The following is a 14907-nucleotide window of genomic DNA, read 5'->3' as shown; positions in this document are numbered from 1 at the left end:
AGGCTCATAAGTACCATGTGCGCAGATTAATGACCATTAAGAATACTATATGTTTGAAGGCAGTTTGGTGGCGCTGATTACGCCGTTTAGTAACAATGGAGAAATTGATTTTCCGCAGTTAGCTAAGCTGATTGAGTGGCATATTAAAAGTGGCACAAGTGGCATTGTGATCGCAGGAACGACAGGTGAGTCAGCTACATTGTCAATTCAAGAAAAAGTGTCGTTGGCCAAGTTCACAGCAGAACAAGTGAGAGGGCGTACGGCAGTGCTAGCTGGCAATGGTAGCAATTGTACGCGAACCGCCATTGAACTGACAAAGCAACTCAACGATACCGGTATAGATGGGTTGTTGACGGTGACGCCTTATTATAATAAACCTACGCCTGAGGGGCTGTATGCTCACTTTACTGCTATCGCAAAAGCGACTGAGCTACCTATCATTTTATACAATGTGCCTAGCAGAACGCACTGTGATATGAATATTGATGTCGTCGCAAAACTTTCGGAACTAAACAATGTTGTCGGCATCAAAGATGCTACCGCTGATCTTGAAAGAGTGGCTTTATATCATGAAAAATGCAGTCAGCCCTTCACTTTACTCAGTGGTGATGACGAAACTGGCGTGGAGTTTTGTAAACTGGGTGGCAACGGTGTAATATCGGTCACCGCGAATGTTGTGCCAAAAGCGATGGCAGACATTCAAACATTATTAAAAGAACAACAATATGTAGAAGCACAAGCGTTAGATAATATGCTTTCTGCATTACATAACAATTTGTTTGTGGAATCTAACCCCATTCCAGTTAAATGGGCAATGCAGTATTTAGGGCAGATAGCCGCTGACTCGTTGAGGTTACCCTTAACACCTTTATCAGAAGCGGGTAAAACCTTGTTAACGCCAATACTGCAGCGACTTCCTCAGCATTTATGGAGTATTAATGAATCATCGTAGTTTTATTGTCACGGCATTGGCCATCGCTATATCAGCATGTACCTCGGGGACTAATAACCGTGCTTTGGGCGATTTCGAATATGTTAAGCAAACAGAAGCCAAGCCACTGAGCATTCCTGGTTCGCTCGCAACACCTGAACAAGCAGACGACTTTAAAGTGGCTGATAAATCTACTGTGGGCGGCCCCATAGGTGACAGTGTTGACGTACGTGCACCATCACTTGTGTTGCCTGTGGCTGCATCGTCAAGAGTGATTCCAGAAACCAGTGAAGCGATTATTTGGTTTGATAAGGTGCTGGAAGATAGAGATCTACAAGCATTTATCTATACTGCTGTACAAGACCTACTGATAGAGAATGACGTAGCGATTCGCAGTGAAAACGAGGACATGTCGCAATTAGAGTCGGACTGGTTCCATAGTGAAGATGAAGAAGGTTGGGTGTTCACTGAAATTACGTCAAGTGAAAGTATGCGTTTTCGATTTGATTTAACCCAAAAGCCACATGGCCGCAGTGTGTCACTGCAAGTAACGATGATCGATTACATGAAAACTGACGAACGTGGCGGGACAAAAACGGCTGATCCAATCGATCAACACCGTGCAGAAATGGCATTACTTAATGAAGTTGTAAGCCAAGTAGACTATAAGTACCGTTTACAACAGCGTGAAAACAGATTAATGCGCGCAAGCCAAAAGATAGTGACTGTTGGCGAAAACCCTAAAGGCGAAGCCGCGTATATTATCGAGATGGAATCAGATCTGCTTTGGTCTAACTTGCCACTGTTTTTCGAAAGACATGGATTTGATATTGCGGATCTGAATGAAGACAAAAAAATCTACTATGTTGATTTTACCGCACCAGACATCAGTATCTGGGATAAAATTTGGGGTGACGACGTACCTGTTATTGAAATTGATGAACAGAGATATACTTTTGATTTAACTGACGTTGAAAATGACTCGACCGCCTTAACGATATATAACAGCGAAGGTGTTGCTATTCCTCAATCGTCATTAGAGCAGATATTTCCGGTCATGGAACCCGCGCTATCATTTAGAGATTTATAGCGAAATTGACGTACTACATAAAAAGGCTCCTTTAATAAGGAGCTTTTTTATATCTGCCAATCTTTCATGCACTCTCTAGAGATTTTAATCAGATTGGCTTTGTTTGTTGTTTTGTGAGTGGCCTGCGCGGGGCAAGGTTTCCTCGAGATCATTTAACCCTTTTTTGCGCATAGGTTTGCTGGCTGTTTTGTGCAATGTGCTAAAGCTACCTATTACAAAAAAAATGATGGCACCAATAATCAGCCAAACTACCCATTGATTATCCATTAATGTGCTCCTACATTGCTTACAAACGTCGTAAACAATTCCTCTATATGTTCGATAACCGTTTCATAACCTGCAATACGGTTGTGCTCTATTACCGATGCGAGCTTTTCGGGAGATAAGCTAGGCAACAATTTTCCAGCAATAGGCATGTAAGATAAATGCCAAGGCTCTTCCGATACACCGCCCCGATAACGGTCATAAGGAAAGCCAAAACCAAAGTCTTTTGCATTTTCCTTAAGCCACATCGACAGTTCGTAAAATGGCCCGCTGTTACTGTATTCTGAAACGGTTAGGTTAAACGACTGCCCGTCGCTGAGTAAGTTAGGCGCATAAACATCAATATCAGTTCCCCAATGATGTCTACTTGCACCGGGCAATGCTGAAAAAAGCATGATCGCTTTAATTTGCTCAAACGCCGAAAGCGAATGTAAATTAACTGGCTTTTCAGATTTATCTAATACACATAATTCACCAGAAAATTTGCGCTGCCAAATGTGGTTTTGGCGTTCAAAAGAACGAAAGCTACTCACTAACGCTAAATCAAATCCTGCATTGTTTGCTGATTTTTTCATGGCAACCCAAGCATTCAGCGCCTCTTTTTGTAGAGCATGTTTATCCGATATTTGTGTTAAGTGATTAGACGATAAACCAAATAACATGTCATCAGAAATGGTTAACATAAAATATTCACCATGGATTGATAATAAATATCGACAAGCTTTTCTAAATCTTCACAAGCGACGCATTCATTGATCTGGTGGATGGTTGCATTACATGGTCCAAGCTCTACCACTTCAGCCCCCGTTGGCGCGATAAAGCGGCCGTCTGATGTTCCACCTGACGTTGACAATACAGGGCTTTGATTAGTTTCTTGTTTTATTGCCTTTACAACGCCATCCAATAGTACACCGGGTTCAGTGATAAAAGGCTTTCCATTAAACGTCCACTTAATATCATACTCAAGCTGATGTTTATCTAAAATTGTGTTTACCTTTTCAATGATAAGTTCATCTGAAAGTTCAGTGCTGTATCGAAGATTGAAAAGGACAGTGACATGTGAAGGAACAACATTTGTAGCGCCAGTTCCACCATTTATATTGGTGATTTGAAAACTGGTCGGTGGAAAGTAATCATTGCCTTGGTCCCAAACTTGACTACTGAGTTCAGCTAAAGCGGGAGATGCCAAATGAATGGGGTTTTTTACATGATCCGGATAAGCCACATGACCCTGTTTGCCTTTAATCGTCAATTCTCCAGATATCGAGCCTCGACGTCCATTTTTTACGACATCTCCTACATGATGAGAGCTTGACGGTTCACCAACGATACAATGATCAATTTTCTCGTTTCTAGCTTCAAGTGTATCAATTACCCGTGTTGTACCGTTAATAAAAGGGCCTTCTTCGTCACTCGTGATGAGATAAGCGATTGAACCGTTGTGATTGGGGTGCTTGTTCACGAATTTTTCGGTAGCGATTATCATGGCAGCAAGGCTACCCTTCATATCGGCAGCGCCACGTCCATACAACATACCGTTGTGAATAACGGGTTCGAAAGGTGGTGTATTCCACAGTGAAAGATCACCAGGCGGAACTACATCAGTGTGGCCCGCAAAGCAAAAAACGGGCTTGCTAGTGCCTTTGCGAGCCCACATATTGGTCGTGTCTTCAAACACCATGGTTTCAATAGTAAAATCTAAGGCAGCTAAACGCTGGCCCATTAACGTTTGGCAGCCTGCATCTTCGGGTGTAACAGACTCTCTCGAAATTAACGCTTTGGTGAGCTCTAGAACGTTATCGGTCATGACTATTTTACATTACTCTCATATTCTGACGCTTTAAATCCTACCAAGGTACTTTCACCGCTTACCAAGACTGGTCTCTTAATTAGCGTTGGTTCCGAAAGCATTGCTGCTTTTGCCGTAGATTCAGTTAAATTGTTCTTAATGTTGTCAGGCAGGTTTCTAAAACTTGTGCTGCGTTTGTTCAACAGTGTTTCCCATGATGTTTGTGCTATGAAGCCGTCTAGTTGCGCCTCTGTTAATCCATCTTTTCGAAAGTCATGAAAGGTATAGTCGATATTCTCTGCATCTAGCCATTTTCGTGCTTTTTTCACTGTGTCACAATTTGGAATACCGTAGATTATTGTCATAAATATTAGTCTCTAATGATTTTGTATTGGTTGTTCGTTAGCGCGTTAATCGCCTGTTCAACTGTGTTTTCTTTTACAAGCACATAGTCAGTGTCAAATGTTGAAATGGCAAAAATACTAATTTTTTCATTCGCTAAAGTTGATGAAATTCGCGACATGATACCTGTTAGTGAGAAATCTAAAGGGCCCACGACTTCGAGGGCTCGCCAGTCTTTCTCAACATCTTCGCTGGCAATGGAAATGTCTTGGGGTAAAACGAGTGATACTTCGTCATACGTCTTCGCAAGAAAATAAATAGGCGCATTAAAAAGTTCATTGGGTATAGCACTTTCAGGGGGAAGACTGTGAATAGCAAATGTCTGCTTCAACAGTCGAAGTGTTAGTTGCCTTTCTTTCATGATGTTGCCTAAACAGCGAGTAGTTGTGGCCATGTTATCAATAATTACTTCTGTTGACTAACCTAGTGCATTTTTTAATAAAAGTATCTTTTTACGTAATTTGGGTGGTTTTTTAGATGAGTACTGTGAAAAAACAGCTTAATACTCACGAAAAGTAGGGTGATATTAGACAAGTACTTAATAATTGGTTAAAAATGATATCCACAAAACCTGTGGATATGTTTGTTAAGAAACCTTGGTTACTTATTTAAGTGTATGTATATTAAAGAAATTAATAACGGAATAAAATTTGTTTAATTAATAACACACCTTGATTGTCACAAAACTTTCAAATTTGAAGGGTTTGTGTTCAATAGCATAATTTGAACCAGTTTATGCTATTGAACTCTAGGTACAAACTTAAATGTATGAAAGTATAATTAATTTTTCGCCTGAATAGCGGTAAGGGCTATTGTATACACAATATCTTCAACTAACGCGCCTCGCGATAAATCATTGACTGGTTTTGCCATACCTTGCAACATCGGGCCAATACTAATTAAATCTGCTGAACGTTGTACTGCCTTGTATGTTGTATTACCTGTATTCAAATCTGGAAATATAAATACTGTTGCTTTACCAGCTACCGGGCTATTTGGTGCCTTTTTGATAGCAACGTTTTCCATAATGGCTGCATCATATTGCAAGGGGCCGTCAATAACTAAATCGGGCCGTCTTTCTTTTGCTATTTCAGTGGCTTTAGCAACTTTCTCTACATCTGCCCCAGTACCTGAAGAACCAGTGCTATAGCTTATCATGGCTACTCGTGCATCAATGCCAAATTTGATAGCTGAATCGGCAGACTGAATAGCAATATCTGCAAGTTGCTCAGCGGTTGGATCTGGGTTAATCGCACAATCACCGTAAACCAGGACTTGATCTGGCAACAACATGAAAAACACTGAAGAAACTAAGCTTGCATCTGGCGCGGTTTTGACAAGTTGTAGTGCTGGTCTAATAGTATTGGCAGTTGTATGCACAGCGCCCGATACTAGGCCGTCCACTTGGCCCAGTTGTAACATCATGGTACCCAAGACAACGTTATCTTTAAGTTCCTCCCTTGCAACAACGTCAGTTAGACCTTTGTGTTTGCGAAGTTCAACCATAGGGCCAACGTAGTTCTCTACAATCTCTGCAGGATCGGTGATTAGCAGACCTGAAGGTAAGGCAATGCCTTGCTGATCAGCAATTCGTAAAATTTCTTCCTTGTCACCGAGCAGCTGACAGCGTGCAATTTTACGTTCAGCACAAATCGCAGCAGCTTTTATCGTGCGTACATCATTTCCTTCGGGTAACACTATTAGCTTGTCTGCACGCTGAGCCATAGTTGTTAACTTATGCCTAAATGCTGGTGGCGAAAGGAGAATGTTTTTATCCGCTTTCTCCCTAAAGTTTGATAACCAGTCTCCATCGAGGTTATCAGCAACAAACTGTTTAACACGTTCAATACGTTGAATGTCATCCTGTGGAATTTCAGGGTTGAAATTGGCAATGTGACGTGATGTTTGCCAAGTATCAGATTTGACAGAAAGCACTGGTAAGCCAGCGTCGAGGGCCTGTTTACACAACGCCAATACTTGTTCATTGGGTACAAACCCATTGGTTAGAAGTAGGGCACCAACCTTTGTACCATTGAGTGCCGATAAACAGGTAGCAATAACTACATCTATACGGTCACCTGGGGTGACAATTAAGCGATGAGGCACAAGGTGACTTGCTAAGTTAGCTACAGAGCGTGCACAAAATGTCACTGAGCGAATACGGCGATGCTCTAGATCGCCTTCATTGATGATGTCTGCATTTAAGTAGCTCACGATATCTTTTACTCGCGGAGCGATAAGCTCTTGTTCCCAAGGTACCGCGCCCAACAGCCTAAAACTTGGTTGTCGAAAGAGTTTTAATGAGTGCCAAATGTTGGCGTCATAAGGGCGCTCTTCTTCGATATCTCGCGGTAGCAAACCGTATTCATCGAGTTCAGGTGCGTTAACTTTATTCAAGATACAGCCAATTAAGCGTTTATTCTTTATACCGCCATACGTTTCAGACGTGACTTCTATCCTATCTTCAAACTGCTCTAAAGAGTCGCTCTCAGGTGCGGCGACCAAAACAACATCGATAGATAATGCACTTGCTACATCCCTGTTAATTCGACCTGCATATGGCTGGCGAGTAGTCGGGACTAGGCCTTCAACGATAACAATATCATGTTTTTCTACAAGCTCGGTGTAATTGCCTACGATTTGCTCGAGAACTACTTCCATTTCACCATCGCCCATTTTTTCTTCAACGTAGCTAAGAGGTATAGATCCGCTAGACGTTGAAAAGTAAGTGTCTGGACCATTGTCTTTGCGACTATTTCTCGAGGGTTGTGAAATTGGTTTAAAGTGCACAGCGTCTAGTCCTAATTGTTGGCAAGCATGCACTAAACCTACGACGACACTAGTGAGACCTACGCCAAAGCCAACAGGGGCTAACATTACTTGATGAGCCATAATTATCCTCTAACAAGTTGATTCGTTTGTTCAGCAATAACCCACTCTTCATCGGTCGGCATTACTATGATTGAACGGCTTGATGAAGCTGATATATCAAGTGCTGCACCAAATCTTGCCTGTTTGTTTTTCTCAGGGTCGATTTCCAAGCCGAGAATCGAGAGATGATGAGTGACTTGTTGCCTGACATAATCAGAGTTTTCACCGATACCGCCCGTAAATACGATGCCATCTAAGCTTGGTAAACTGACTGCCATAGCTGCGATTGATTTGGCAATTAAAAAGGTAAAAACATCGAGCGCGCGTTGTGCATCAACATTATTTTCATTGAGTGCTTGCTCTTCTAATGTCCTGCAATCATTGCTGATACCAGACATACCAAATAAGCCGCTCTCTTTGTTCAACATTTTTTCAACGTCTTCTACGGTGTAATCTAGTTGCGTGGTGAGATGAAAAATAATCCCTGGGTCTATATCGCCACAGCGTGTCCCCATAGCAACACCTGCTAGTGGGGTGAATCCCATGCTAGAATCGATACTTTTACCACCTTTAACAGACGTTACGCTGCAACCGTTCCCCAAATGAGCTGTCACTAGGTTCACTTCTGATACGTCTTTGCCAAGTAGTTGAGCAGACTTGTGGCTCACGTAGTAGTGGCTTGTGCCATGAAACCCGTATTTTCTAATGCCATGCTCTTTATATAAACTGGCGGGAATAGGGTATGTGTATGCATGTTGTGGCATCGTCTGATGGAATGCTGTATCAAAGACAGCGACTTGGGGTAAATCTGGGAAAGCATCAAGTGCAGCATTAATTCCCATAATGTTTGCAGGATTGTGAAGTGGGGCTAGTGTACTTAACTGTTCAAGTGTTTCTAGCACGTGTTCATCAATTCTTGTCGGCAAATGATAGGTTTCGCCACCATGTACGACGCGATGCCCTATGGCACCTAACTTTTCTGATAACTGATTTTCTGAGAGAAACTCTATCAACGCATCTAGTGCAGATTGGTGATTATAAGGTGCGCTCAACGAGACTTGTTTTTTGCTACCTTGAAACTTAAAAGTAATGTTGGCGTCTTTGGTAGCCAAGCATTGAGCAATCCCTGTAATTTGCTGCTGACGAGATTCAACATTAATTAATGCAAATTTTAAAGAAGAGCTTCCGCAATTAATCACTAAAATATGGTTTTTAGAATTCATAAGTTAAAACGTTGTACTGTTTGAGTGATAATACCAATAATCCTAATGCAAAAATTTGCTTTTAATCAAAATTTTATTGCAAAAGAATAGCTTAAATACCTGTTACAATTTTTCCTGTTTTTTATAGAGAGTTTAGATTACATTTATAACTATGAACCTAAGTGTAGTAGCTTTAATAAAGTTGGGTTACCGCTATATGCAGCTCTGGCCAAAACGAGCTGAGCTAGCCCAATATTTTCCCGACTATCGCCCCATTCAACTTGCAAGGCTGGTGTTTAATTACGCGCCTGCAATTGGATTGTTAGCATTGGTAGCGCAACTTGCGTTACTTACACATGCGCCTTTAGTACAGGGCATTTTTTATGCGGTGTTTTTTTGGTCTTTGCCTGTGCAGGCAATGGTGATGTTAGGTGTACAAGCAGATAAAGTGTTGCCTCCATCTTTGTCAGCTTGGTACAAGGAAGGCGTGGCTAGGTACAACGAGCAAGGGGGCAATATAAAGCTCTCACTTCATAAGCCAAGATACATTGATTTGGCAACCTTATTAAATATGACCTATCAGCGCACTAAATAGGGCGCTGATATAGCTTGATTAGAAAATCCGCTCGACAGGGAAACACTGTAGATAGTTTTAATTGCTGCTTGGTCTCTTCACTTGCTTTGAAAGCAAATGGTGTCATAGAAAGTAAGTTAAGCACGTCTTGACCATCCGCTAATAGCATTTCATAACTCAATTTTTCTTCATGTACTGCACGTAAATTTTCTATTGGCTCTCTCTCTTCGTCGTGTTCCAACGCGTCTCGGTAAATTGCTTGCTTTAATTCTGATAAATGCTGCTTAGCAGGGGTAACCGTGATGAGATACCCTCCCGGCTTTAGTACCCGTGTAAATTCTTGCTCTAATATCGGGGCGTAAATCGATACAATCCAATCAAACATTCCTTCACTAAAAGGGAGCTTTGATAGGGTTCCTACACTGAAATGACATTCTTTATACTTTTTACCTGCCTTTTTTATTGCTTCCTTTGCAATATCAACGCCGTAAACCGTATTCGTGTTGGTTTTATGTTGATGTGTGTAGTATCCCTCTCCACAGCCAGCGTCAAGCATAGTAGTGCTATTATCACCGTAGGTTGTATAAAGTGTTAATAGCCTATCAACGAGTGGCTTATAAAAACCTTTTTCAAGAAATTCACGTCGTGCGTTTACCATTGCTTTATTATCACCAGGGTTTTTAGATCGTTTAAACTGAACCGGAAGTAAGTTAACGTAATTCTCTTTGGCAATATCAAAACTATGATTTTGATTACATACGAAGCGATGTGTTTCTTGCACTAAGTTATCTTGGCAAATGGGGCAAATGTATTGAGCTGTCATAGTGTTCATTCGTTTATCAAAAAGAAAGGGGCCGAAGCCCCTTGCTGACTGTCATATAGGCTATTAGAACTTAAAGGTAGACCAAATCGGTGCATGATCGGAAGGCTTTTCAATACCTCGCAATTCATAATCTACGTCGGATTCAACGCATTTACTTGCCATTGCTTTTGTAGCAAGAACAACATCAATTCGTAAACCACGATTGTCGTCAAAACCTCTTGAGCGATAGTCAAACCAAGAGTATTTTTCTTCTGTGTTTGGGTGCAGTGCTCTAAATGTATCAACAAATCCCCAGTTCAATAGCGTTGACAGCCACTCACGTTCCTCAGGCTGAAAGCTACATTTCCCTGTTTTTAACCAACGTTTTCGATTCACTTCGCCGATTCCAATATCTAAATCTGTTGGTGAAATATTAATATCGCCCATTACCACAACATGCTCTTCAGGTGAACAATGGTTATTTAGGTACGTCATCAGGTCTTTATAAAATTGTCTTTTATATGGAAATTTTGTTTCATGGCTAATGTTGTCACCTTGAGGGAAATATCCATTAAGGACGGTAACTTTTTCACCTTGAACATTCGTTGTTTCCACCATGATCATCCGACGTTGAGCGTCGTCAGTATCTGTCGGAAAACCCTTGATAACGACATCTGCCGGTTTTTTACAAAGCATCGCTACACCGTAGTGCGCTTTCTGACCATGAAAATAGACGTGGTAGCCCATCGCTTCCACGTCTTCGAGAGGAAAGGCTTCATCGTGAACTTTGATTTCTTGTAAACCGATAATGTCAGGTTGATGCTTATCGATAAGGGCTTGAAGTTGATGCAGGCGAGCGCGAAGGCCATTAATATTGAACGAGATGATTTTCATAAGGTTACTGAATCTTCTTTTGTTTTTCTAAACAGTCAGTGCGTAATCATAACATTGACAGAGTATTCCGCTAAACAGATTTGATTTTATTACGTAAATGAAAGGGTTAGAAAAACGCAACAAGATTGTAACTAAGTGTAGTTTTTGCGTAACACCATGTAGTAACGGTTGTTAAATGGAGGTAACTTATCTAAGCTAAATAACTGTCAATACGACGAAAAGTTATCTGTAAGGATGTAGAGCTTAGCGTTTAATTAATAGCTTTACGATTGTCGCCTTTTTAAAGCGTCGAAATTGCGTACCAATTGAATACGCGTGTAAATAGAGTGGAGTGTAAAATGTCAGAGAACATGTCATCGGTTAAAAAGATACTTTTGGTTGAAGATGATCGTCAGCTATCAGATTTAGTCACGGACTTTCTAACAACCGAAGGGTTTCATGTAAAGCAAGAGTTTCGAGGCGATACCGTAGCTAAGCGCATCGAAAATTTTTCGCCAGATATGATCATTCTTGACATTATGCTTCCAGGTAAAGATGGCTTCGCTGTTTGTCGTGATATACGTCCAACATTTAAAGGACCTATTTTAATGCTGACCGCAAAAGGTACCGATTTTGACCAAGTACTTGGCTTAGAAATAGGGGCTGACGACTATGTTATTAAACCGGTTGAACCCCGCGTATTACTTGCACGTGTAAATGCGTTGTTGAGACGTGGTGAATTACCACAAGACAGCAAAGAAAAAGCTGAGCTAAACATAGGCAAGTTATACGTTAACCGAGGCTCCCGACAAGTCGTGCTTCACGATGAAAACATTGAGCTGACCAGCCAAGAATTTGATTTGTTATGGTTACTTGCTAGTAGAGCAGGTGAGGTGCAAAACCGCGACTATATATATAAAGCAGTCGTTGGCAGAGAGTACGACGGCATGGATCGCAGTGTTGATGTCAGAATATCTCGTTTACGTAAAAAGTTGCATGACAGTAACGAAACCCCATTCCGAATCAAAACGATTTGGGGGCAAGGTTACCTATTTGTACCTGACGCTTGGGAGTAGTCTACCCCAACGTTGTTGCCCCTTAGTGGGCAACGTCTACTTTACTTCTGATTCTCAGGTGGCGAATGAAAACCGTTATTCGACAAAGTCGCTCATTTCTAAGTTTATATTTTCTTCTCATACTCACATTTATTAGTGCGTCTTGGTTACTGGATGAAGTTTGGAGCCAATATCTAGAACAAGATATTGAGTCTTATACTGGTTATAAAACTATGCTTCATGCCATAGAAGACTATCTTGCTAGAAACCCTGCTGAAGAATGGGAGGAGTTGCTAGCAAACGCAGCTAAACGTTATGAATTACCATTAAAGTTAGAGTCAATAGATTCAATTCGAGATACGGCAGACAAAACCGAACGAAGAGAACTTAGAAAAGGTAATACCTACGTGTATTACGATGACAATGACGTTGAGCTTCATCATCTTATCTCTGGAACCAATACCATTATTACGCTGGGGCCAACTAAGCTGCCAACCAGACCTAGAGCAGAAGCATTAGTGCGAGTATTTGTGTTACTTGCAATAGCACTCATTATTTTAGGATGGCTTCTCCCAATATCACGCGATTTAGATCAACTTAAGAAAGCAACAGACAAGCTTGGTGATGGAAATTTTGAACTTGAAATCCCGCAAGCAAAATCGTCAATGATGGCAAGTCTCATGTCAGGCTTCAATATAATGGCTGTCAGGATTAAGCGCCTTATAGATGCACATAAAGAATTAACCAATGCGGTTTCACATGAGTTACGGACACCGTTAGCAAGGACTAAGTTCGCATTACAAATGCTGGGAAAAATGGACGATGCTGAAAAGCGTCAAAAGTACATTACTCATATTAATGAAGATATTCATGAGCTTGAATCGCTGGTCAATGAATTATTAGTTTATGCCGCGCTGGATTGCGACAGGCCAGAGTTAGACTTCAAACAGACGGATGTATGCCAATTAGTTGAACATCAAGTCTCGCTAAATAATGAATTTTGTGACGAGATAACCACGGATATGCCAGATAAAGCGGTCTTCGCGAAATGTGATAGGCATTTTATAGAGAGGGCGCTTAGCAACTATATTTCTAATGCCATTAAATATGGAAAAGGCAAAGTTAAAATTAGTGTAGCAAGCGATGAAAAATACTGCACCGTTATTGTTGAAGATGATGGTTGTGGTGTTGAGGGTGACTTGAAAACCCGAGTCTTCGATGCATTTTCTCGTGGTGATGAGAGCCGTAATAAAGAAACGGGTGGATTTGGTCTAGGGTTAGCCATCGTAAAAAGAGTATTAGAATGGCATGAAGGTGAAACATTTATTCAGGATAGTGAACTAGGTGGTGCTAAGTTTGGTATTCGCTGGCCAATAAAATAAATACTCAAGTTTTTACAGGGTAAGTCGATAAGGTAATTAGTTGTAATTATCCTCATATTATCTTGCTAGAAAATAACCTCTTAATTCACGAGCATCAACTTGGCGAAACGCTGAGTAAATGTATACATCAAGAACGGCGTGCAGATTTCAGCTTAATGCTGGCGATGTTGACTGATGATATTCGTGAACATAGTGAGTTTTTGTTACCTGAGCATGCACCAGATACAACAGATGACGAGACAACGTCGTCTTTGAGAAAAGCATTCGATGTTCCTGCACCACAAGATCTTGGTTTAAAGTCGCCAGAACACATTGGTCGTTTCAATCAAGCTGAACTCGTTGAAAATCAATTCTTAGATACCGTTCGCTTAACACAAGTGCTTTCACCGAACCCACTGTCATTTAGAGATGATAGCAACTTTATCAATAGTCAGATAATTGAGAACACAAGCCTTCATTGCCAAAGAAGACTCAAGGGAGGGGTAAGTGTCGATAAGATGGATTTGAACGCAAATGCTTGGCTTAAAGCAATTAAATCCCAACGCCAAGATCAGCCTGCTTTAGTCGCCTAGTACTTAAAAACTACTTGCCACAACATTTTTTATATTTTTTGCCGCTATTGCATGGGCAAACATCATTTCTAGCGAGCTTCTGAATAATATCATGCTTTATGATATCTCCATCTTGATATCGCCAACTACCTTGTTGCTTCACAAAATTCGAGCATTCTCTCATTTCAATTAAGTTACCTTGGTTAATATAAAATGCTGAAAATTCTACTGTTGAAGGAGCAGACAAATAATCTGTCGAATGAATGATGAGTTTTATCCATTTATTTTCTTCTGCCCATGCTGAAATATCATCTAGCGTATGAGCAGCGCGTTGTTCTATAGAGTAAGTATCTATTATATATTTTGCCTCTGCGCTAGCATAGGCACTAAATCGTGAACGCATGAGTTGTTCAGGTGTATCAGGAACACTATCTCCAGAGATAAAGGGAAGACAGCAATTTTGGTAAGCATTTCCTGAGCAACATGGACACAGCATAAACAGGTTTATTTATTATCAAACAAGGTTGCTAGTTTAATGGGTTTTACTTTGCATTAATACACAAAGTGTTTTGCCTTCGTTCGCACTTTTTTCAATAGATAATACTTCACTTTCGCTTAATGAAGCATCACATAAAACTACGGCTGAACAGTTTCCTTTTAGCAATGTATTTGTGATGTTATGACTTTTAACGCTAACTTTGTTCGCATGTACACGCAGTATTTTTGACGTGGCCTGTTCAAATGACGGTAAATTTATACCCGCGCTTTGGTCATTTGTAATCACAAGAACCCACTTTTTTGTTTCCTTAAAACGCTCTTGAATAAGTCTGATTTTCTGTGCTGCTGTATGGTTTGAGTCAATTGAATTGACTTCAAACCAAGAATTCACTTGATATACGTTGTTGATATTGTTTGAAAAAATGTTTTTTTCTGTAGCTTGGTTGTTGAACATGTTTATGCATCCACCTAAATACTGTATGAATGTACAGTATCGCTGATTTGTTTAAATTGCAAGTATTATTTGGTTAATTTTTACACCTATATTTAAAGGCTTTTCCTGCCTCTTGAATTCTGCTTGCTTGCTACACTTGTTGATACAGTGTTAGGTTGTTGTCGTATAT

At 40.7% G+C, this 14907-nt stretch carries 17 protein-coding genes; 6 read left to right on the top strand and 11 right to left on the bottom strand.

The window, feature by feature from the left end; translation table 11 throughout:
- Window positions 1-49: 49 nt before the first annotated feature.
- The gene (dapA, locus tag ACFSJY_RS11650) at window positions 50-952 is read left to right on the top strand and encodes a 4-hydroxy-tetrahydrodipicolinate synthase (RefSeq protein WP_386034421.1); all 903 of its coding nucleotides are present in this window, start codon (window positions 50-52) and stop codon (window positions 950-952) included.
- Window positions 939-2021, top strand: a complete 1083-nt coding sequence (bamC, locus tag ACFSJY_RS11645) for an outer membrane protein assembly factor BamC (protein WP_386034419.1) — start codon at window positions 939-941, stop codon at window positions 2019-2021. Before dapA ends, bamC begins: the two co-directional genes overlap by 14 nt.
- 84 nt (window positions 2022-2105) lie before the next feature.
- On the opposite strand, the gene ACFSJY_RS11640 is transcribed toward bamC, so the two are convergent.
- The 7 genes from ACFSJY_RS11640 to ACFSJY_RS11610 form a co-directional block, all read right to left on the bottom strand.
- Window positions 2106-2288 carry a hypothetical protein gene (locus ACFSJY_RS11640; RefSeq protein WP_386034417.1) on the bottom strand — a complete coding sequence of 61 codons (183 nt, stop codon included), beginning with the start codon at window positions 2286-2288 and terminating at the stop codon, window positions 2106-2108.
- Window positions 2288-2968 carry a M15 family metallopeptidase gene (locus ACFSJY_RS11635; protein ID WP_386034415.1) on the bottom strand — a complete coding sequence of 227 codons (681 nt, stop codon included), beginning with the start codon at window positions 2966-2968 and terminating at the stop codon, window positions 2288-2290. The genes ACFSJY_RS11640 and ACFSJY_RS11635 overlap by 1 nt, the downstream gene beginning before the upstream one ends.
- A complete protein-coding gene (gene dapE / locus ACFSJY_RS11630; RefSeq protein ID WP_386034413.1) occupies window positions 2962-4092 on the bottom strand; it encodes a succinyl-diaminopimelate desuccinylase in 1131 nt (376 codons plus the stop codon). The genes ACFSJY_RS11635 and dapE overlap by 7 nt, the downstream gene beginning before the upstream one ends.
- A 2-nt stretch (window positions 4093-4094) precedes the next feature.
- Window positions 4095-4439: an ArsC family reductase gene (locus ACFSJY_RS11625; protein ID WP_386034411.1), complete on the bottom strand. Its 345-nt coding sequence runs from the start codon at window positions 4437-4439 to the stop codon at window positions 4095-4097.
- A gap of 5 nt (window positions 4440-4444) precedes the next feature.
- Window positions 4445-4837 carry an ACT domain-containing protein gene (locus ACFSJY_RS11620; RefSeq protein ID WP_386034409.1) on the bottom strand — a complete coding sequence of 131 codons (393 nt, stop codon included), beginning with the start codon at window positions 4835-4837 and terminating at the stop codon, window positions 4445-4447.
- Between the two features lie 419 nt (window positions 4838-5256).
- The gene (gene pta, locus ACFSJY_RS11615) at window positions 5257-7368 is read right to left on the bottom strand and encodes a phosphate acetyltransferase (RefSeq protein WP_386034407.1); all 2112 of its coding nucleotides are present in this window, start codon (window positions 7366-7368) and stop codon (window positions 5257-5259) included.
- A gap of 2 nt (window positions 7369-7370) precedes the next feature.
- Window positions 7371-8570: an acetate kinase gene (locus ACFSJY_RS11610; RefSeq protein WP_386034405.1), complete on the bottom strand. Its 1200-nt coding sequence runs from the start codon at window positions 8568-8570 to the stop codon at window positions 7371-7373.
- Window positions 8571-8721: 151 nt separating this feature from the next.
- Between ACFSJY_RS11610 and yfbV the strand changes: the two genes are divergently transcribed.
- The gene (gene yfbV, locus ACFSJY_RS11605) at window positions 8722-9144 is read left to right on the top strand and encodes a terminus macrodomain insulation protein YfbV (protein WP_386034403.1); all 423 of its coding nucleotides are present in this window, start codon (window positions 8722-8724) and stop codon (window positions 9142-9144) included.
- Here yfbV and rlmA read toward each other — a convergent pair.
- Together rlmA and xthA are read right to left on the bottom strand one after the other, a co-directional pair.
- Window positions 9137-9955, bottom strand: a complete 819-nt coding sequence (gene rlmA, locus ACFSJY_RS11600; RefSeq protein WP_386034401.1) for a 23S rRNA (guanine(745)-N(1))-methyltransferase — start codon at window positions 9953-9955, stop codon at window positions 9137-9139. The genes yfbV and rlmA overlap by 8 nt on opposite strands.
- A 54-nt stretch (window positions 9956-10009) precedes the next feature.
- Window positions 10010-10819, bottom strand: a complete 810-nt coding sequence (gene xthA, locus ACFSJY_RS11595) for an exodeoxyribonuclease III (protein WP_386034399.1) — start codon at window positions 10817-10819, stop codon at window positions 10010-10012.
- 338 nt (window positions 10820-11157) lie between these two features.
- Here xthA and ACFSJY_RS11590 point away from each other — a divergent pair, with 338 nt between their 5' ends.
- The 3 genes from ACFSJY_RS11590 (at window position 11158) to ACFSJY_RS11580 (ending at window position 13807) form a co-directional block, all read left to right on the top strand.
- Window positions 11158-11874 carry a winged helix-turn-helix domain-containing protein gene (locus tag ACFSJY_RS11590; protein WP_386034397.1) on the top strand — a complete coding sequence of 239 codons (717 nt, stop codon included), beginning with the start codon at window positions 11158-11160 and terminating at the stop codon, window positions 11872-11874.
- A gap of 65 nt (window positions 11875-11939) precedes the next feature.
- A complete protein-coding gene (locus tag ACFSJY_RS11585) occupies window positions 11940-13235 on the top strand; it encodes an ATP-binding protein (protein WP_386034395.1) in 1296 nt (431 codons plus the stop codon).
- Between the two features lie 62 nt (window positions 13236-13297).
- A complete protein-coding gene (locus tag ACFSJY_RS11580; protein WP_386034393.1) occupies window positions 13298-13807 on the top strand; it encodes a VC2046/SO_2500 family protein in 510 nt (169 codons plus the stop codon).
- A 10-nt stretch (window positions 13808-13817) separates the two neighbouring features.
- Here the strand turns inward: ACFSJY_RS11580 and ACFSJY_RS11575 are convergent, their stop codons facing one another.
- Complete coding sequence (locus tag ACFSJY_RS11575; protein WP_386034391.1) at window positions 13818-14282, bottom strand: YchJ family protein; 465 nt, start codon at window positions 14280-14282, stop codon at window positions 13818-13820.
- Between the two features lie 36 nt (window positions 14283-14318).
- Window positions 14319-14675 carry a hypothetical protein gene (locus tag ACFSJY_RS11570; RefSeq protein WP_386034389.1) on the bottom strand — a complete coding sequence of 119 codons (357 nt, stop codon included), beginning with the start codon at window positions 14673-14675 and terminating at the stop codon, window positions 14319-14321.
- Between the last annotated feature and the right edge of the window lie 232 nt (window positions 14676-14907).

Source organism: Thalassotalea euphylliae, from assembly GCF_042682785.1.
Taxonomy (GTDB): Bacteria; Pseudomonadota; Gammaproteobacteria; order Enterobacterales; family Alteromonadaceae; genus Thalassotalea_F; species Thalassotalea_F euphylliae.
Note: the sequence above shows the minus strand (reverse complement) of the source record. Positions and strands in the feature narration are given on the sequence as shown.